13 protein-coding genes are annotated in these 21,143 nt (G+C 37.3%); 4 read left to right on the plus strand and 9 right to left on the minus strand.

The genetic code is table 11. The features are described from left to right. Positions 1-7: 7 nt before the first annotated feature. The 3 genes from C0Z22_RS04520 to lexA form a co-directional block, all read right to left on the minus strand. On the minus strand, positions 8-754 hold the full coding sequence (locus tag C0Z22_RS04520) for a serine protease (RefSeq protein ID WP_103217153.1): 747 nt from the start codon (positions 752-754) through the stop codon (positions 8-10). Positions 755-845: 91 nt separating this feature from the next. Next, complete coding sequence (locus C0Z22_RS04525) at positions 846-2,948, minus strand: AMP-binding protein (protein WP_103217154.1); 2,103 nt, start codon at positions 2,946-2,948, stop codon at positions 846-848. After that, the gene (lexA, locus tag C0Z22_RS04530) at positions 2,941-3,597 is read right to left on the minus strand and encodes a transcriptional repressor LexA (RefSeq protein ID WP_103217155.1); all 657 of its coding nucleotides are present in this window, start codon (positions 3,595-3,597) and stop codon (positions 2,941-2,943) included. The genes C0Z22_RS04525 and lexA overlap by 8 nt, the downstream gene beginning before the upstream one ends. A 176-nt stretch (positions 3,598-3,773) precedes the next feature. On the opposite strand from lexA, the gene C0Z22_RS04535 reads away from it, so the two are divergent. Further along, entirely contained in the window at positions 3,774-4,517 is a 744-nt protein-coding gene (locus C0Z22_RS04535) for a hypothetical protein (RefSeq protein WP_103217156.1), read from the plus strand. Between the two features lie 39 nt (positions 4,518-4,556). Here the strand turns inward: C0Z22_RS04535 and C0Z22_RS04540 are convergent, their stop codons facing one another. From C0Z22_RS04540 to C0Z22_RS04550, 3 genes are read right to left on the minus strand one after another with little or no spacing between them, the layout of a single operon-like run. Further along, the gene (locus C0Z22_RS04540) at positions 4,557-8,576 is read right to left on the minus strand and encodes a hypothetical protein (RefSeq protein ID WP_103217157.1); all 4,020 of its coding nucleotides are present in this window, start codon (positions 8,574-8,576) and stop codon (positions 4,557-4,559) included. Positions 8,577-8,630: 54 nt separating this feature from the next. Continuing rightward, complete coding sequence (locus C0Z22_RS04545) at positions 8,631-9,386, minus strand: N-acetylmuramoyl-L-alanine amidase (protein WP_103217158.1); 756 nt, start codon at positions 9,384-9,386, stop codon at positions 8,631-8,633. 25 nt (positions 9,387-9,411) lie between these two features. Further along, positions 9,412-10,341 (minus strand): class I SAM-dependent methyltransferase, encoded by a 930-nt coding sequence (locus C0Z22_RS04550; RefSeq protein ID WP_103217159.1) that lies wholly within the window; start codon positions 10,339-10,341, stop codon positions 9,412-9,414. A 184-nt stretch (positions 10,342-10,525) separates the two neighbouring features. On the opposite strand from C0Z22_RS04550, the gene C0Z22_RS04555 reads away from it, so the two are divergent. Together C0Z22_RS04555 and C0Z22_RS04560 are read left to right on the plus strand one after the other, a co-directional pair. Continuing rightward, complete coding sequence (locus tag C0Z22_RS04555; protein WP_103217160.1) at positions 10,526-11,458, plus strand: hypothetical protein; 933 nt, start codon at positions 10,526-10,528, stop codon at positions 11,456-11,458. 33 nt (positions 11,459-11,491) lie between these two features. Beyond that, positions 11,492-14,620 carry a hypothetical protein gene (locus tag C0Z22_RS04560; RefSeq protein WP_103217161.1) on the plus strand — a complete coding sequence of 1,043 codons (3,129 nt, stop codon included), beginning with the start codon at positions 11,492-11,494 and terminating at the stop codon, positions 14,618-14,620. A 45-nt stretch (positions 14,621-14,665) separates the two neighbouring features. Here the strand turns inward: C0Z22_RS04560 and C0Z22_RS04565 are convergent, their stop codons facing one another. The 3 genes from C0Z22_RS04565 to gcvPB form a co-directional block, all read right to left on the minus strand. Continuing rightward, positions 14,666-15,019, minus strand: coding sequence for a response regulator (locus tag C0Z22_RS04565; RefSeq protein WP_158246811.1), 354 nt, complete (start codon positions 15,017-15,019; stop codon positions 14,666-14,668). A gap of 98 nt (positions 15,020-15,117) precedes the next feature. Next, complete coding sequence (locus C0Z22_RS04570) at positions 15,118-16,710, minus strand: peptide chain release factor 3 (protein WP_103217163.1); 1,593 nt, start codon at positions 16,708-16,710, stop codon at positions 15,118-15,120. Positions 16,711-17,118: 408 nt separating this feature from the next. Continuing rightward, positions 17,119-20,169, minus strand: a complete 3,051-nt coding sequence (gcvPB, locus tag C0Z22_RS04575) for an aminomethyl-transferring glycine dehydrogenase subunit GcvPB (protein ID WP_103217164.1) — start codon at positions 20,167-20,169, stop codon at positions 17,119-17,121. A gap of 121 nt (positions 20,170-20,290) precedes the next feature. On the opposite strand from gcvPB, the gene C0Z22_RS04580 reads away from it, so the two are divergent. Next, complete coding sequence (locus C0Z22_RS04580; protein WP_158246812.1) at positions 20,291-21,109, plus strand: class I SAM-dependent methyltransferase; 819 nt, start codon at positions 20,291-20,293, stop codon at positions 21,107-21,109. Positions 21,110-21,143 lie beyond the last annotated feature (34 nt).

The following is a 21,143-nucleotide window of genomic DNA, read 5'->3' on the forward strand; positions in this document are numbered from 1 at the left end:
ATTTTCTTTATTCACTTGCTAGGCAGTTTTCAACGGCCGCTTTAAACTCTGCATGTAGTTGAAGAACAGTTCCAGCATTCGCATTTGATTCATCACTTCCGTAGCATCCACCGTGAGAGTGTACTCCAACGATTTCACCTGTTTCAAGGTTAAGTACGCTTGAGCCAGAGTTTCCACCCATTGTGTCAACTCTGTGGTTTAAAATTGCAGCACGATGCTGTCCATAATAGTCACCACCGATTTCAGTTAATGGGCCAATATTATTTTGTTGAGCAAACTTTCTTTCAAATTCGTTATCGTTTCCATAACCTGTGATTGAAAGAATCGTCCCAACTGCAGGAATATCTTTAGCGATAGGGTAGAAGCCTTGTGCTTGACCAGGTAGTAGACCTGTCGTTCTATGAGGCTTGATTTTGAAAACGGCCCAGTCATCTCCTTGGCCATTGCTCTTATATTTAATAGTCGCTTTATCAGCTTCGTAAATATCTTTAGGGTCTGGGTGTGCAATTCCTCTTCTTGTTGAAGCAGGAGTGTTGAATTCAATAACATTGAATGTAGCAGCACAGTGACCTACTGAGATAGCACATGAGTTTGATACAAGTGTTACTGTACAACCTGCTTTATCTCTTGCTCTTTCAAGTGAGCGACCAACTTTTGGATCACTTGAAGGTACTCGATCATCCATTCCGCAAATTGTCTTATCCGTGGCAAAAATTGAAAATGGTAAAATCGCTAGTAGAAATATTTTTTTCACTCTTCTCTCCTTAGTTCGTGAAGAAATATATTAGGTCGTCAAAAAGTAAACGACAAATATGTATTTGAGATAGTAAGAAGTTGTTAGAAAGTTAAGATTTGAATATTTTTTTAAGAAGATTTGAATAAGTCTCTTTATTCATAAAGTGTATATTATGAGAAGCATCATCTATTATATAGCTATGAAATTTCACGTGATCAGATTGTGTGTAGGCGTTAGAGTATGCCTTGTACTTTGTATCTAGAGCGCCGCAGAGGTAATGATATGTGATGCCTTGTGGTAATTCGTTAAGATCTCTTAAGTCCCTTTGCATAGCAACAGAAAGTTGTGGTGATACCTTAGACCAGGCTTGAGCGTACTTTACATATTCTTTCTCTTTGCGAGTAAGCATTTCATCTATGCCAAGACAATCGTTCATTCCTTTAAAGACGCCTTGATCATACCAATTTCGGAAGAATGTTTTTTCATTCTTTCCATCAAAAAGGCCAGAGTCATGTGCGAGACGTTTTTGTCTTTCTTCTTCATTTCCTAGAAATCCTGGAGCGCCGCTTTCATTTATAAAATTCTTAATATTAGTAAGATCTGCTAATTCATTGTCTCGAAGAATCTCGTTAAAGATTCGCCCGGACATCGAATATGTAATGAAATGTACATTCTTATCTCTATCAATTTTCTTAAGAGAAGAAATTAATTGTTGCTTAAATGTTTTAAGAGAATTTAATTTGTAATTCTTTCCGTGTCCCGGTAGGTCGAGATAGATAAGTAGGTAGTCCTTTGCCAGGCCATTTGTGGCCTCTTCTAGCTCTAGTGCATTTCCCATAAAACCGTGAGAAATGAAAATAAGATCACCATTAGGGTTTCCTTGAACGCTGATTGCAATTTCTTCATCAAATTTTAAAAAGAGTTTATTAGTGAGCTCTTTTATTTTTTCTCGATTTATTTTCACCGCCACTTGCACGTCTTTGAGGTCCATGGCCTTAAATAGTAGGTGTGGTCTCTCAAAAGAGATAAGCTCTCGCTCAATAGTCTCTTGCGCATCTTTTAATGAAATGTCATCGCAATAAGTAATGGCAATAAGATTTTCATACCTTTCGTTTTTTAAGGGTGACACATAAATATTCTTGAAGAATTTAGAAAGTTTCTCTTCAATGATTTCAGGATTTATATTCTCTGCAGCTTTTTGGAAAACGAAATCACTTCGCCCTTTGATTGTGTAATTACCGTCTTGATCAACTTCGATCAGGTCATTAGTATAATACTTCTGATCGAAGTCTTGGCCGTGTAGGTAGCCAAGAGCGATGCTCTTTCCCTCTAGAACACATTTAGCATCGATAATGCTAATTTTGCCATCCATGGGTTTGCCACATGTGCTTAGAAGTTTTATGTCTCTTGTAAAGGGGGTTGCCAGAAACTGCGCACAAGACTCACTTGCCCCAAATGAGTTTGATAAATAAATCCCTTCTTGTGTTGCTTTATTTATCAATGCTGTTGCCACTTTTGATCCACCAAGAACGACACCCTTCATTTGACTCATTCTCGAAATCATTTGAGGATCATCGATTAATCTTGCTAGTTGAAGTTGAACCAGAGAGCAGATTGTAATTTGTGTATTGAGTATTAAATCATTTTCTAATTGTGCGACGTTAACAATAGTAAGTGAGCTGGCCGCAATAAGGCTGCGCCAAGCAATCATGATTCCACCGATGTGAAAAAGTGGAAGTGATAAGGCCCAGTTGTCATTAGGGGCTATATGATAATGTTCTACGGTTGCTTGTGCACTATTTAAAAGTGACTCAAGACTTAGTCTTACACCTTTTGGACGGCCCGTGGAGCCAGAGGTGTAAATGACACTTGCGCATGATTTCTCGTTAAGAATTCCCTCAAGCTTTGCATTTATTAAACTATCGAGATCATAGTCTTTGGATGAAGCTTCTAATCTTCTTGCATCAACTAGGATTGGAGTTATTCCATGCTCGATTAAGCGAAAGTATTCAATGAGGAAGGAAATATTATTGTCTGGACGCCAGGATAAAACTTTGTAGCTTAAGTTTTTACCATCGGCCTTTGATGCTTCGTCTAGCTCTTGTATTTGAGATTTTAAGTCCTCATAGCTAAGAACACACTTACCATCTTGATAGATAAATGGCCCTGAGGTATTAGCAATGAGTTTTGATATAAAACCAATTTTATTCATAACTTCGCATTAGACCAACAACAACACCTGCGATTCGAAAGTCATTTTCTGCTGTGATGACAAAAGGTGAGAGGCGATCATTTGCAGGATGCAACTCAACTGAGTTTTTCTTCTTAAAGAAGTTTTTAACTGTGGCCTCATTATCAACAAGAGCGATGACTGTTTGGCCTTGGTTAGCATTTTCTTGTGCACGACAAACGAGAATATCTCCCTCGTGAATACCGTCGTTAATCATAGAGTCACCTTGTACATTTAGTGCAAAGTATCTTCCTGGCCTTGAGACCATATGACTTGGTACGAGAGTGTGCTCACTTGGGTTTTCGATGGCCTCAATTGGATTTCCTGCTGCAACATCACCAAGAAGGGGAATCTCGCTAAATTGTGGACTCATATTTGTTAAGGACGCTAGTTGTTGATCAACATTAGATGTTGTTTGCTCCACATCCAGTAACTTAATTCCACGACGAGCATTCCAGTCAACTTCGATTTTTCCGGCCTCTTGCAAATAGTGCATATATTTATTTACGGAACCGAATGACTTAAGGCCAAAATGCTCTTTAATTTCTTTTTGCGTAGGAGCATAGCCCTCGGCCAGGTAGTAATTCTTTATATAGAGATAAACTTGGTTTTGTTTCTTTGTTAATGCCATAACAATATGTTATGCGTAAGATATGCGTAAGTCAACATAAGTTTTGTTCACATACTTTGTGAATATTTTTCACGGTTTTTGTGAAAAAAACTTACAATCAAAAATCATCTCTTTCTTGAATTGACGTAGGGCCTTGAAATAGCTACTTATAGGTCATCAAATTAAAGGGAGGGTCCATGAAATCGTTTACAAGTTTAAGTCGTTTGGCAGTTATCGCTACATTACTATTTAGTACGAATGCATTCTCTCTAGATGCTAGAGCGCTGAATAAAGCGAAGTTTGAAAAGCTCGATGCAAGAGATCAAGAACAGTATCTTGAGATTGTTGATCGTGAAGTAACTGAAGTTTATCCTCGTTATGGACTTGTTTATAACAAGTTAACAAATGAGAAGAGTGGCGCAGGACTTGGTGAAGTCTTTATGACAGTTGATAAGATTTTGGCCCTTGGGCAAAAGATTTGGAAGATTGTCGATGCAGGAAAACCTGTTAGTAGCACAAAGTTTACAAAACCAATCAGTATCATCCCAAATATGGAAGATGTTAATGGAACATTCTCTTCAATGTCTCACTGGAGAGCTCCAATTGTTCGCTCATTCAAAGTTGCTTACCGCAATGGATTTGGCTCTGAGGTTATCTCATTCGTTTATACAGTTGTATTTCAATACGGTGGAAAGTTTGAAGGCAAGGGATCTTATATTACTGGCCTTTTTGTAAGTGCAAGTAACGTAAGTGTTTCTTGGGGATTTAACTTCTCAGCTTCAAGTGAGATTATGTCAATTGCAAATCAGGGAAGCATGGATTCACCAGTTGCTTCAGCAGTAGTTAATATTAACTACAAGGCATCATCAGTTTTGAAATCGATTGATGAAACAGATATCTTCTACGTAAATGGAGATGGCCTACTACAAAGAATGAATTAAGAATTAAAATAGAAAAGGCTTCCGATGGAAGCCTTTTTTTTATAGTTTGTTTGCCTCTTTTAAAGCATCTGTTAGCATTGATTTGAAACGATCCAGCCTTTCTTCTTGCTGGTTCTTATACTTCTTAGAAGATGCCCTTTCCGCGCTTAAATCACGCCCTTCAATCGCTGGTGCAATAATTTCTTTAATTATATATTCTCGAGCACGAGCACCAGTTCTTGTTTTAGTAATTTTATACCATTTGAAATCTTTCTTATCGATAATATTTAGGAGGTCTCCTGCGTTTATCGTAAACTCTCTAAAGAAACCTCTTAGGCCACGTGAGCGATTTCTCATGCGATTAAGCTCAGTTTGAACAAGAGCATACGAGAGTTGATCGCCAAATGATCCATCTTTCGTATCACTTGTAAGTGCTTGAGCAAGTAATTTTCTAAGATTAGTATCCTCTGCAATATTATCAATTGCACCTTCTTCAACTTTTTTAAGAATATATTCTTTAAGCTTGCGCCCTTGTGGTGTTCTCATAATATCTGTTAGCAGACGATTATTTGTAATATCTTCAATCTTTTCGATAACAAGATTATCTGGCCCATTATAAGAAGCTAGCTCTTTTTTAAAGACTTCATTTAAATTCATTCCCAATTGTGAAGTGATGAGGTTTTCAAGCAGTTCACTTTCCATGAGGGCCTGGGTATTTTGTGCTGTTGAAGACGAAGGATTATCAAGGCCATGCCTTTGCATTGCAATTGTTGTGTTGTGAATTGCCTGATCGCAGATAGCAGTATTATTTTCGCATGAATACTTAAGTGTTGATCCTACTAGCTCAAGAGTTGAAATAAGTTGTGCATTCGGCATTCCCTCAGAAGATGACGAATCTTGTTTGTGATCAGTTTCTTGAGCTTTTGCAGGAATGGTGAGGAGGATATCCATGACCTTTCCTAGTTGCTCTGGGTTTTGTCTTCCGTAGACTTGAATAAAACGATTCTTAACTTCATCTTTTGCTTGTGCTTCAAGTTTAGTAACACAAGAGTTCATATTTTGAGTGGCCTCTTCTAGATCAGGGTTTCTAGGCCCATCAATACAACGTTCAAATTCGCGGTATGCTTGTGATTTCGTGAAGTCCTGTAATGTTGCATTTGGATTTGCAAACTTATTAAGATCAGAAAGGAGAGTCTTAGCAATTGATTTGGCGATATTTCCAATTTCACTGCTAAGGCAATCTTTTGCGTTATCCTGTGCTTTTATATCATCACTTACCGAGTCAAGACACTTCATTAAATTTCTTGAAGATGTTTGAGTTAGAGATGCTACTTTGTTTGGTTCGTTGCTAAAAAGTGGTGCAATCGTTTCTTTTATAATCTTTGGAGCAAGTGAACGGTAAGCATCCTTAACAGTCACTGACATACAAATACTCGCTGCCGTTGTTGCGTTTATTTCACTGTTTCTTTCTTTATCTGCAAGTGTCTTATCAAGACAATTATTAAGTTGGGTACTGATTTTCTCTTTTGCTGCTTCAAATTCAGCTTTTGTAAATTTCGACTTAAAATCCTCTAGAGTCTTTTCAATTGCTCCAGGAGCAACTCTTTTAATAAGTAGAGGAGTTAGGGTGTCGACGTTGCTATCAAGATTATCAGGAGTACTATTAGTTATGTGATTCTCGATAAATCTATTGAGGGAATTAACTTCGTTTGTTGGTAAGTTAAACTCTTTTACCTGAGCATGTGCCATTTCTTTTGCAATTAAACCAATGACACTTCTTTGGGTTTTAAATGTACAGGCCGAAATAATATTGTTCATTTCATCTTGATATGAGCCTAATGATGTGTGTTTTGAAAGATCGCTTTCTAGGCAACCTTTCATTGTATTCTTTACTCTTGATAGCTCTTGCTCTGATATTGCCGCTTCAACTACTGTGTCAGCAATACCTTTGTCACTTGTTGCTTTATAAATACTATCTTTTAGAATTGATCCTGAAAGGGAAGTGATGGCCCCTGTTAAGCACTGGTTAATAAGATTTTCATCAATGTTTTTTGTCAGGTCTCGATATATTTCTCTTTTTGCTCGTTCAATACAAATTTCATAATCTCCAATAATTCTTTGAGAAAGACGAACTCTTTGGGCCTCGTCGATATTAAGAGCATCAAATTGTTTATCAAACTCAAGTGCTAAAATTGACTTTGCAGCTTGTGCTGTTGCCATGGCCGTAATAAATGCTGAACATTCATTTCCGTCAGTTGTATTCTTTGCATTCATACAGGCCGGTAGATGCTTCGTTTTAATTTCTTCAATTAAAAGATTTTTTTCATTTTGAGATAGGCTTTCAGATATCTTTGGATTAGTTAAGATTGCAATTTCTACTACATCGTAAGTTGCACTCATCTTAAGACTATCAATACATTCACCAATTGTTTTTGTGAATTGTTGGGTACTCATTTTAGCAAGCACAAGATATTCTTGTGGTGTTTGACCCTTTTCATTAACAATAGGTGCATAACGACAGTTATTTGACTTCCTTAGTATATCTCCAACAATAGCGTTGTTTTGTGATTTTCCTGTGTAGCCTTTAATTGCATCATTAACACGTCCAGCACGAGTACGATGATAACTTTCTAGGATTCCTGTATAGACACAACCTTTAACGACTGATGTTGTGTCGATGATCTTTTCAAACTTATTAAAGTTTTCACTCACACACTTCATATATGCGTTTGTTGACTTTGATTTAAGTGTCGGTATGCCATCTTCTGGTGTGAAATTAAGGCCAATTTGTTTTTCTAATTCTTTCTCACCTATAGCTAGTGCAATATTATTTGTGAATATATTTGAACATTCGATGACTTGATCTTTTCTGACGGCCTTATTAAGACACTTATCTAAGTCTTTAAGGTAAGGTGTAACAAAGGCCATCTTTTCTTGTTCACTAGAAAAAGTCTTCATATCATCAAGTAGTAAATTGACAACTTCTTTTGAGTAAGCGCTTGCTAGCTCCCTTATTTTATCGAAATTACCAATATCCTTCTTGTTAACATCATCAAATATTTCTTTAATTCTTGCCTCTGTTAAGTTTTCAGAAATTGCACCAATATTCTTAAATGTTGTATACAGAAATTCTTCTTTATCAAATGGGTTAATGCTTCCAAAGAAGTTAAAGACGCCAATAGCACCTCTTTCAATGACTCCCATTGTTTTGTCTCCAAAGTCAGGGGATTCCATATTTGAGTAGCTAAGTCTTGCTGTAAGTGACTTACGATGACACTCTTTTTCAAGATCACGAAATTCATTTGTAAGCTCTTGCCTTTCTTTTGCAATAGAAGTTTTTTCGTATCCATTTAGCTTAGAGATGATTTCGTTTAATTGATCATTTAATTCAATGGCAGGAGTAATAAGGTTTGCAATACACTCTGCTGCATTATTGCAAACGATAACTGCCGATTCTTCACTATAAGTTGTGTCCTCAAGAGTTGCTAAAAAATCAGACTCAAGCTCATACTGTTCTTTCAGTTTATTCATAGGGATAAACTGTCCATCACTAGAGATTATCCCAGCAAGGATCTCTTCTTGATTCGTTTGATTTTGGCAAATAATAGGTGAAGCGCTATATGACTTCGAAAGTTTAAGCTTTTTAATATCACTTAAAAGATGTGTTGATCTTACATCAACTTCTTTTGATGCTGCTTTAATTTTACAATTAGAAAGATTTTCGTCGCTATGATGCTTTGTTGGAAAGTAGGCGATGGGTGTGTCTAGCTTTAGGGTTTTATGAGCAGCATCTCTTTGATTGTATCTGACAGCTGGAATTCGATAGCTAATGCTATCGTTATGACAAGATACATAATAGCGAGTTAATTGTAGGGCCCTTGGATTAGATGTACGTGTACAACTTTGTTCATATACTATCGTATTTCGATCGAGGATAGTTGCACTACATATCGGCGTTGCACTTTGTGCATCTGATTTAATATTGCCACGTTTTAAAACACAGGCCGACAGATCGTCTGAAGCATAGACTTGAAAGGTCGTAGATATAAATATGAATAAAATAACAATAAAACGATACATTTCATTGATCTTTTCGGAATGTTTAGATTAATACTTGAGGGAAATGTTGAGGTATTAAAAAAGACTTGGGCCAGAGATTGAGTCTAAGTAGCTGATAATCCCTTTTGCTGAGTATTTTGCATAGAGGTGATGAAACCAATCATCTAAAACAAGAGAGGCTTCAGTAGTGTTCGTAAGAAAGCCGGCCTCTAAGAGAATAGAAGGTCTTTTTGATAATGCTAGTACATAGAAAAGGCCCGGTTTTAGGCCTCGGTCTTTCATCTTATAATTCTTTGTTAGAAGCTTTCCTAATTCATCGTGAACTTTAGTCCCAAGCTTTTTAGATTCTGGTGCAACACGCTCAACGACAAGATCAGTTAGAATATTGTTGATGATGACCTGTTTTCCTTCAAGATCTCGGTTTTCTACCGCTTCAATTTTTGCGATCGCAGCATCTTGGTGATTGTTTAAGTAGTATGTTTCAAAGCCACTTGAGCTATTGTCTTCGGCCGCATTTAAGTGGATTGAAATAAAAATATCGGCCTTAATAATGTCGGCCATATCTGCTCTTTTTTGTAGAGAGACTGTTTTATCAATTGTTCTTGTTAAATAAGCGCGGTGCCTCTTTGTTTCATTGATATACTTTTTCAATTTAACAGCAATTTTTAGTGTGACATCTTTTTCACAAACAACGTTTAGCTTCTTTTTTCTCCACACTTTTGCCTTGGCCCCACAGTCTTCACCGCCATGACCAGGGTCAATCAGTACAGTCGCTGCAAACGTCTGTGATACGAGTAAGATGGAACAAATAAGAAGTAAGTTTTTAATCATGTATAGTTATTATATGGATATCCCTCTAGCAGTGCAAATGGATTTTATAAAGCTTATGAATCTTTTGATCATGAAAGTCCTCAGGGATGCTCCATCTTGTCATATCCTTGACTTCAAAGCTCTGTTGTACTTGCTCACTAAGTTTAAAGCTACGTAAGTTATTTGAAAAATAGAGGACGCCACTATCTTCAAGAAGTTTTGAACAGTGCTCAATTAAAAGCTCGTGGTCTTTTTGCACATCAAATACAACATCCATTTTTTTAGATTTTGACATTGATGGTGGATCAAGGATGATGACATCGTATTTCTTGTCCTGCTTTAAAGCTTCATCTTTTAGGTATTTTAAAACATCTTCTCTAATGAAAGTATGTTTATTGATATCTAATTCATTAAGTTTAAAGTTTTCTTTTGCCCAATCAAGATACGTATTAGACATATCAACACTTGTTACAGTTGCTCCAGCATATGCACTTGCAACAGATAAGCTTCCTGTATAGCAAAAAAGGTTTAATACTTTTTTATTTTGAAAATCTTCTTTTGCTAATAATTGCCTTAGTGGCCTATGATCGAGAAAGAGGCCTGTATCAATATACTTATTTAAAACTAGTTTAAATTTTAAATTACCTTCTTGAGAAATAAGGGGAGTTTCACCTTTAGATTTTTCATATTGAAAATCCTGTCCTTGTACCTTTCTTTCTTTTATGAAAATGGCATCATCGTTAAGTTCAGTGTGTTCCTTAATGGCCTCAACCAATAGGGGAAGATGGTTCTTATCAGCGTCAATCTTATCAATGCTTCTTTTATAAATAACACAGTAATTGGCGTGAATATCAACAATGAAAGGAAAGTCAGGAATGTCTCTGTCATAGAGGCGAAATGAATCAATATTATTTCTCTTGGCCCATTTCTTTTTATGTCGATAAAGTTTTTTGATGCGCCCATTGATTGCACTCATGATTTTTCCTTCTGTAAATTCAAGCAGCTGATATCACAAAGATTATGCTTAAATTTTAATATTTTGCAAGTACCTGACTAAAGTATGCGACTAAGGTTTCCGTTAAGTAAGACGATATTACGAAAGCTTATCAATTTTAACATATATACAATTGATTCACATTCTATTTCGTGAGGAGAGTTTAATGAAATTTATGGGTAGAAGTATGCTTGCGCTGTATGCGTTTGTAGCAATTTCTGGAAGTACTTATGCAAGTATCTTTACTTTTGGCGAGCTTTTATTGAAGCCGGTCTCAATCAAATCTAAAATTGTGAAAGAAGGGGTCTCTGGCGCTTCTGTTACAAGCCTCAAAGATTCGATTAATAATAGTGTCGCTTCGCTTTCGCATGGACATGCAAGTTTGAGTGATGCCCTTGTTGAGCTAAGGCCAAATACGACAAAAGAAGATGCTGCAAAAATAGGTCGTATTCTAGCTGCATTAAAAATGAATCACGATACCGTCACAGGGCAAGAGTTTAAGGATATTGTAAATGATCTTGCTTATATTGCATCTGTTTATGGTGAAGACTCTAGTAAGATTTTAAATTGTTCATATTGTAAATCGGATCAATTAGCTAGTCTTGGATTCAAGTCAAATATTACTGTTGTTGCTGATCCAGTTTTAAAAAAACAAGTTTCACGACTTCCAAAAAGTTCTACATCTATTTCTCGCTACATTAGCAAGATGTCTCGAAAGGGCAATGCTAAAGATGTCACTCGTTACCTCGATGCAGGTGAGCGTAAGACTCTAGCGTTATTCTTAAGTTTTAATGATCGTGGAGCAAAGAAAGAATACAAGCAGTTCTATGATGCTGTTTCAAAATACAATGCTGACAAGGCCGGAAATGTAACTCTTGCTGGACCTACTGCAAAGGCATCTTTCTGGAAAATTATTGATGGTAAGTTTTCGCCACAAAGAGCAGCGAAATTAGCTAAGGCCATTAATGAAGCAGCTAAGAAGCCAGTTTCTAAAAGAGAAGATGAGTTTTATAAGCAACTTTATAAAGTTAGCGATAAGACTCCTGAAACAGCAAATAGTATTGAAGAGCTAAAAGCTAAAAAGTGTTTTTTCAAATAATTAAATAAATAATAAAAAATGAAGGTATAGCGTATGAGTGATACTAATAGAAAATTTAAAGATCTTTATTTGCCAGTTGTTGGAACTGTTGCAATTGGGACAGCTGCTTTTTTTGGGGTATCCCAACTTAAGCATGGTGATTATCGAAATCCATCTTCTGATGGAAGTTTCAAAACTGCTTATGAAGCATGGGCCGATCTTCAGTATTCTGGAGCATCATATAGTGCCAAGGCGCTTTTAGTAGATGATAAAACTCTTCCAGGCATGCTTGGAGGGGTAACTTACGGTGCCGAAAAAGAAGCGTCTTCTTCTCTATTAACAAGAGTCATGTCTCCTTCGACGGCAATTATTAAAAAGAATATTGATACTCTTTCAGATGCAAATAAAGAGCTTTTCTTTCGCGATTTCTTAGAAAATTATGCAAAGGACTCTAATGGTTATCGTACTTATAAAGACGTTACGACAGGTCGAAAGATTGATCTCGCAAGAGACGTTGTAGACGCCGAAGGAAACCCTAAGGTTATTGACTTAACTGAGCTTAAGGCAACTGATATCAAAACAGCTGACTTAGCAACTTTAGAAAAAGTTTTCTACAATCTATTTGAGCAGATGGAAGATCGATCAATGACTTTCATTAAGCCGACTGTTAGGCGTAAGTTTTTTACTGGAAACCTTCCTGGTCTTCCAAAGATTGTTCAACCAGAAGGTGGTGGTTGGTATAGCAAACCACATAAATTTCTTGGTAACAAGCAAGACTACCGCGAGTGGAAGCCTAACTTTGGTAAGGCCGAAAGATTTCTTACAGATGCCCATGGCCACGGTGGTGGTAATGGTGGTTGGGAGATTAACTTTAAGGCCCAAAATACTTATGGTGAATTCGAAGAAATGGTTGCATGGTTTAGGGAATCTCTTTCTCAAGTTGTGCGCGATCCTTTAACTGGTAAGAATAAAGTTCAACTCTTTCAAGCTCCTGGTCACCAGAGACTTGTTTTTAGAAAGCACCCTGATCTCGATGAAGCAAAGCTTTCAGAGTTCTACCGTACGATTCAGTCTTATATTGTATTAAATGGTATTAAAGGTAACTCTGGAATTGAATTTGCCAATTATAAGAATGTTCAAACAGAATCAAACCTTACTAATCTTTATCATGGTGGACGTGGTGTAATTAGGCCAGACGATCAGTGGAAGCCATGGATTGAAAAGACTGGTGGTTTAGGTATAGAGTTTAGGGCCGGAACAAAGAACCTTGCGCCTGCAAGATTTTATCAAACGACACTGGCCGCTCGTATTGGGGCCAATGACTTTAGTGGCATTGCAAGTATTTCAGACTATAACTTAAATAGCCCTGCATTTAGAGAGCCTGAAAGTATTGCAGCGCGATTTGGTATTGAACTGAGTGTTGTCGAACAGGCAATCGCTAATATGCAAAAGGCAGGAATTAAGGCCGACTACCGTGTGATGTTCTGGGGCTGGACAGAACCAGAGGTTGCATTCATTGGGGATACAAAGCGCGAGATCATTAAAAATCTTGTTAAAGATTATACACAAAAAGTCGCTCTACTTGATCCGAATATGTCTCAAGACAAACTAAAACAAGAAATTCGTGAAATGAATCGTACATGGGTTTCAGCTTCTAAGTTAATTGATGATCTTGAAGCCTATATGCGTCCTAAGAAAATGGACTATAATGCATTAACAATGGACTTTAAGGCCAACGTCGATGCTCCTAATAGAGTTGCAAATCCAGTCGATGTTAATAAGATTGATCTTGGTATCGAGTACTCTGGTAAGTTCCCATTAAGACTTAAGTCGATTACTTCTAAAGATCGTCTTGAAGATGGTAAGCGCGCTTGGGTACAAACTGTTATTGATCTGTCATCACAAGAGCGTGAAGCAATTATTAAAAGAGTTGCTCAAGATCTTTATGAAGAAATTGGTGGAGAAGAAGGTGAGGCACCTGTTAAATTAGAAGTTGATGGACACGGGCACGGACTTGATGTTGCCTATGCAATTCGCGATTCTAAAGGCCGAAAATGGCAAGTTGAATGGGATGGTATTGGCCGCTCATATACTCCTTCTGGTGAGATCATTGCAGATTCTCCACGTGGGGGAACGATTGAGCTAATTACGCCAAAGTTTACTCCTACTATTGAAGAGGTATCGTCGGTATATAAAGCTTTTGAGAAGAATAATGTTCTTCCATCATTAATGGCCGGTGGTGGTCACGTCAATATTGACCTTGCTGCATTTGATGGTAACCCTAAGGCCCTTGCAAGATTCTTAACAATCTTCCACGAGCATAGAGGGATCATTTCATTAATGTTCCAGCATATTAATCGTACACACACTTCAGAGCCTGTCGTTGTAAGTGATACACTTAAGAATGCACTTAAGGACTTTAATGGATCTGAAGAAGAACTTAAAAAGCTTCTTTATAATGAAAGGTACTTTAATACTCGCTTCGGACGTAAGACTCGTTATATCCAACTTGATGTTTCAGCTTACTTTCAGGATGTTATCCCAGAAGAGTTTGTAACAGATGACTTTGATATCTCTAATCCTACAACAGATTGGAGAAGAACTTTTAGAGTCGATCCAAAAATTAGAAAAGGTGAGTTTAGAATGTTCAATGCTCCTCGTGATGCGGCCGAATCAGCAATGCAGATTCAGCTTGTAAGAGCAATGCTTGATAAGGCCATCAATAGTACGACTGCCTTATCTGGTGAAATTGATAATACGACTCATGTTGATTATGTTAAGAAACCAGATATGGTTGAAGATGATCTTAAAAAGTTATGTGATGATTTAGGACTTGATGTTAACCAATTCCGTACAGCTGCAATGGAAGGTTTATCTATTTCTCAACTAGAGTCAGATAAAATCTTCTTTAGAAGTATTGATGAGAAAATGGCAATCCATCCTCATCAACCTGGTTGGGGAAAAGCTGTTGATGCAAGAAGTAGCGATGAAGCTCTTAACTCTACTGGACGTCAGTGGACTCCAGGGCCAGCTGATGAGTTAAATACAATGGATAATGAGCACCGTATCCGTGCAGCTCTTGCTGCCCAAGAGATGAGACAAGATATTGTTCCAGCTCGTGAGCTACCAGGAGAGTTTGTGAGAACAAATAGTTGTGAAGAATTATTAAATGAAATTTTATAGAAAAGAAAAGGGCCTCATCAGAGGCCCTTTATTTTATATTAATTTTTAAGCTTGTAAATCCTGAATATAATCCATAAAGACTTGATGGCGAATTGGCTTATAAAGAATGTCATGTGCGCCTAGTTCTTTTACTTCATCAAGAGACACTTCTTGGTGGGCCGTTACAAAAATAAATTTCTTGAAATCTAGTCCTTCTAAAATAAGGTTTTTTAAGAAGTCGATTCCATTCATTTTTGGCATGCGAATATCAGAGAAAATATAATCGAATTTTTCATTCTTAACTTTCTCAAGCGCCTCTTCACCATTGTACGCAACTTCATAATCTAATCCGATGCGATCAAACATGTATTGATAGAGCTCTACTAATTCAACTTCATCTTCCACAAATAAAAACTTCAAATTAAAAATCCTGTTGTGCCGTGCTGTGTTGTCTAAAAGACACTTCATCATAGTTAATTTTTATTTGTTTATCAAGCAATTTAGTTTGATTGACTTAACTATTTGAAATCATTTGTCTTGAAAAACTCTACATCAGCATACTTTTCCGTTGCAAGCTTAAGGTCCCATTCCGTGCGGTAAATAAAGCAAGGGCGGTCCTTAATATCAAAAGCGATATTTGCACTATAGCGGGAAACAAACTCGTCTTTAATTTTCTCGCTTGGAAATTTTATCCATCTAATACCGTTGTAAGGGAAGCCTTCGTATTCTCCCTTAACATTATATTCGTCTTCTAGGCGACGTTGGACAACTTCAAATTGCAGGGCACCAACTGCACCAAGAATTTTCTCTGTTGAGTTATGGCGTCTAAACAACTGAACAGAACCTTCTTCTGATAGTTGCTGTAGACCTTTATCAAGCTGCTTTCCTTTCATTGGATCTTTTAAGAGAACTCTCTTAAATAGTTCCGGGGCAAAGCTTGGAATCCCTGTAAACTGCATGATTTCACCTTCTGTAAAAGTGTCTCCAATTTGCAGCTTTCCTGAATCGTGGATACCAATGATATCTCCTGGAATTGCATATTCAGTAATTTCTCGATCTTGCGCTTGAAAGATTAGTGGAGTTGCTATTTTTAATTCTTTTCCTGTTCTTGCTAATGTAACTTTTTGGCCACGAGTAAACTTTCCTGAACAAACGCGGATGAAAGCGACACGGTCACGGTGTTTCTTGTCCATATTTGCTTGAATTTTAAAAACGAAACCACTGAATTTATTTTCGTTTGGTTCAACAATACGTGTTTCACCTTTTTCAATTGGAGCAGTTATAACTTCACGCTTACCAGGTCCTGGAGCAAATTTTGAGAATGTATCTAAAACTTCTTTTACACCAAAGTTATTAAGGGCCGATCCAAAGTACATCGGTGTCATGATACCTGCTAAGAATTCTTCTTCGTCGAATTCTGGCATTAGCTCACTAATCATCTCAAGATCGTTTTCTAACTTTTCTAATAATTCTTCGCCAACAAAGTCGACAATATGTTGAGCTCTCAAGTCACTTGCATCAATGATATTTGGACTAAACGGGTCTTGAGCATCTTTAAAGCTCATAATTGTTTTCTTCTTAAGATCGTAGACACCTTTGAAATCAACACCTGAACCAATTGGCCATGTCATTGGAACGCATTGAATTGAACAAGTCTTTTCAACATCATCAATTAGTTCAAATGGGTCAAGAGAGTCGCGGTCAAATTTATTACAGAAGGAAACGATTGGAGTGTCACGCATACGACAAACTTCCATTAGCTTCTTAGTTTGTGTCTCAACACCTTTGGCCGAGTCAATCATCATAAGAACACTTTCAACTGCCGTAAGTGTACGATAAGTATCTTCAGAGAAATCCTTGTGACCTGGAGTATCGAGAAGGTGCATGGCACGTTCGTTATATGGAAATGACATAACAGATGATGTAATTGAGATACCACGCTCTTTTTCCATCTCCATCCAGTCTGATTTTGCGTAATTACCTTGCTTACTTTTAACCATACCTACGCTGCGCACAACCTGACCAAACCATAAGAGTTTTTCTGTCATCGTTGTTTTACCCGCATCCGGGTGAGAAATAATCGCAAAGGTCGCTCTTTTTAAATCTTCCATTTAGCTTGTATCCTAATTTTATAATTTTATGATGCGACACTGTAACACTCTTATGATCATTTGAATAGCTTGTATCAGCAGATTGATAAAGTGAATTTATGGAAGAGAGTCGAGGATTTAGTTGAGTTTTAAGTTTTATTAATGGGACTTATTAGGTCAACAAACTACTGTTGTAATATTTACATGTGCAAAAATGATAGGTTGAAACATCTCAAATCACGTCGTATAAACCACTCATTAATGTAGCAGGGATTGATGAATAAACATATCGATAAAGTTGTGTTGTTGTTCTTTGTTCCCCAAATTCGTGTTAATTTTCGTGTTGTTGTTATTCTCGAATTATTCGTATGTTTTTCAATTTCTGCTACACCTAATATATATAAAGGCCTGCATTGCAGGCCTTTTTTTTTATTGTTTTAATTCTTTGTGCTTGTCTTGAATCATTTTAACAATTTCTAGTGTGTCTTTCGTGCGTAACATCTTAGGTGAAATCTCGTCACTTGGAAGCTCCCAAAGTTTATCTAGGGTACGGTAGAACTTAAGGTTCTTATTTGCCCATACCTCATCAACTTTACTAACAGCAGTGAAGTGAGGTGCTGTGTGTAGTACTTCTGGAGAATCAGAAAGAACATTTTTGATTGCTACTAGAACATCAGTAAAATCATCTAGCTCTTTCTTTGTGAAAGATTCAGTTGGTTCAATCATAAGACCAAATACTTCTGGGAAAGCAACTGTTGGTGCGTGAAGCCCGAAGTCTAGGAATAACTTTCCAACTTTTGCAATAATCTGGTTCTTAAGAGTTCCTGACTTTTCAATATGAGCAAACATATCGTCACTTAGTGTAATAATAAATTCGTGCATACGAGGTGTTTCATCCGCTCCATGTGGTAGCATTGGATAAACATCCTTAAGCTTTTGGAAAAGATAGCGTGCACTTAATACTGCAATTTGTGACATTGTCACAACACCGTCTTGGCCTAGGGCCTTTAGATAAGTGTAGGCACGTACCTTGTGAGCAACGTTTCCATCGTGGCGGTGGAAGTCTCCAATACATTTTGGAGCACGTACTTTCTTGTATGAACCATCAGATAACTTCTCAATTTGAGTTCCTGGAATATAGTCAACAAGTTTGCTACTTACAGCAACGATTGCATCTCCTGGTCCACCTCCACCGTGTGGAATTGTCCAAGTTTTATGAAGGTTGTTGTGGCAAGCATCCACTCCTAATTTTTCAAGAGAAACAATCCCTGCAATAGCGTTCATATTCGCACCGTCCATATAGACTAGGCCGTCAACAGAGTGAATAAGATCCGCTACTTCTTTAAAGTTCTCTTCAAAGATACCTGCTGTATTAGGATTTGTTACCATGATACCAGCAATGCGCTCGCCATCTGTTTTGATAATCTCTTTTAGTTGCTCAAGATCAATTTGACCTCTTTCATTAGCATCTAAAGTAATGATACCAACTTGTTTCCCGTCAACTTTAGCTGGGACAAAACCAGCTACTGCGGCAGTCGCTGGATTAGTTCCGTGGGCAGAGCGTGGGATAAGAATTACATTCTTAGTTTCAGCGTTACCTCTATCTGCATGATAGGCCTGGAACATCTTGATACCAACAAGTTCTCCCTGTGCACCGGCCACTGCTTGAGTAACAAGTCCTGGAAGTCCTGTTATCGCCTTAAAATCTTCTTGGATATTGTAAAGTAGCTCAAGTGTTCCTTGAGTATACTTATCATCTAGGTCTGGGTGTGCCATTGTAAAGCCAGCAAGCCCTGCTGCCCAGTCATTCACATATGGATTGTATTTCATTGTACATGAACCAAGAGGGTAGATGGCATCATCTGGAGAAACGTTTAAGCTTCCACACTTGTCGTAAAATGCTTTTACTTCTTCTGTTGTGAAAGTTGCAATCCCTGGTGCATCTTCTCTTATATATGTTTGAGGGATTTCCGGCATGAAGAATTCTGATTCACTTTGCGCTGAAAAATTTGCATTAAAAGCAGCAATTAATTTATCGAGATCTTCTTGAGTGTGCTGGTCACCAAAAGAGACTTTTAATAGGTTTCCTTCTAGATTGTGGCGGCCACTAATATCTTTACCAGCAACTAGATCTTCAGTTGAGGCAAGCATGTCACTTACTTTCTTATCTAGCTTTAGAACAACTTCATTAAAGTAAGGAGCATCAAAGGCAAGCTCCACACCATCTAGGTGTAGAATATTTGAAAGGAAGTATTGAGTGTTTTGTCTTGAAGTTGCAAGCTTATCTGATAAACCTTCATCACCAAGTGCTAAAAGTGCAGCACCTGCAATTGTTGCTACAAATGACTGGTTTGAGCAGATATTACTTGTGGCCTTCTCACGACGGATATGTTGTTCACGAGTTGATAGTACCATCGCAAGACATTCTTGATTATTCATATCAACTGCATTACCTACGTAGCGTCCAGCAGTTTGGCGAATTTGATTCTTATTTGCGTCGTTAAAACGAATTCCAAAGATACCTAAACCTGGTCCACCATAGTTTGCGTCTAGGCAAAGGTGTTGACCTTCACCAACGATCATTGTTGCACCGGCCTTGTCACTACCGTATTCACTTGGCTTCTTTAAACCACCCTTAGCAAGTAGCATTGGATCGATAATAGCAATTGAGAATACTTCGTTGTCACGACATAGGTCAGTTAAGGCATCAACATCTTCTAGTAGACCAAGTGAGTTTACTTGGCCAAATGCAAATGCAGCAATTTCTATATTTGTTTCAAGTAACTCTTTTACTTTATCGAAGTCTGTTAGACCGCTTTCTTTATTAATTGGTGCCCATAGGATTTCCAGATCAGTATGTGCAGCATTTGTTTCAAGTACACTTCTATCTTGAGGATAGATTGCTTCACTTACTAATACTTTTGTTCTCTTGCGTGCAAGACGTACTCCTGTCTTTAGTGCTTCAAATAAACAAGTTGATCTTTCGTATAAAGACGCATTAACCGCTTCATAACCAGTTAGTGCTGTAATTGCACTTGAGTAGATCCAAAGAGTGTTTAGTGTTCCTTGTGATCTTTCAGGTTGGTAAGGAGTGTATGCTGTTGTTAGACCTCTAATATTACAAACATATGGAACGATCTCATGAATTTTAAACTGTGGAAGTCCATCACCTAAGAAGTTTGTAGGGATTTTATTCTTTTTTGATAGTTCATCAAGATTAGTAACGAGATCATCATAAGATAGTCCTTCTTTTAAAGGAATTTTTGATGAGAATTTTACATCGTCTTTAATATGAGAGAATAATTCTTCTAGTGTCGTTAGACCTAGTTCGTTTAACATCTGTTTAATTTCTTCATCACTTGCACTGATATAATTCTTTGCAAGTTCACGATTAAGATCACCAGAGTTTACTTTTAAATTTCTTGGGTCAAAACCAAGTTTCTCAATAGTTGAGTTTGATACGTCTTGTGTGTGTGACATCTGTTCTCCGTGTGTGTTATATCTAGATAAATTAATTCTAAAGTATGTATTTACGAAAAGTATATATAGCATAGAAAAAACTGGCCATCTACTTGATTTTAATATGAATGAGACTTCACTAATGACTAATATTGATATTGTAATTGACTGCGCGCAAGAAGAAGATTTAAAAACAGAATCTCTGAATCAAGCGCTGCGCAACTATTTGCAGAAGCTCTCTTCTCATAAATTGACTTATCAATTGCACATGACAGGAGAATCCTTAGAAGGGGTTTATTTAGTTTGGAAAGATGATGAGTTGTACTTATTTGATCCGGCCCGAGATTCTTCATTGAAGCTTGATTGGGCAGCTGATTTACAAACTCATCTAAAAAGGAATTATGCTGTAACAAAAGAGCCTCTTTTTCGTGCCCTAAAACTGAAAGGTGGTGACATCGAGCATAATAAAGTTGTTGATGCAACCCTAGGTACAGGTAAAGACGCTTGCTTACTTTTAAGCTTTGGCTGTCATCTCGATTGTTTTGAAAGAAATCCCTATGTTTTTGGACTTGCTCTTTGGGCGTATGAGAAGGCCATAAGTTTTGAAAATGAAAAGATTTCTAATATTTTCAAAAAATATATGAGCATCAGCTATGGTCAAGCAACTTTGGCCGATACGGGAAGTGATTTTAAGCGATGCTTTTACGATCCCATGTATGAAATGACAAAATCCAAGGCCAAGAGTGCGCTTAGTCGCAAGGAAATGGAAGTCTTTAAGGACTTAGTAGGTAAAGATACTGATCAGGATCTATACCTATGGTCTTTGTGTACCAAATTTCCTTTAGTTTGCTTAAAGAGGCCAATTAAAGCAAATGAGGTACAAATTCCTACTGATTGTAAGCATCAAAGAGTCGTCTACAGCGGTAAATCGACACGTTATGAGCGCTACTTTCTTCCTTAATATTCTTAAGAAAACATAGTCTTTTAATAAAGTT

The sequence above is a fragment of the Halobacteriovorax sp. DA5 genome, from assembly GCF_002903145.1.
Classification (GTDB): domain Bacteria; phylum Bdellovibrionota; class Bacteriovoracia; order Bacteriovoracales; family Bacteriovoracaceae; genus Halobacteriovorax_A.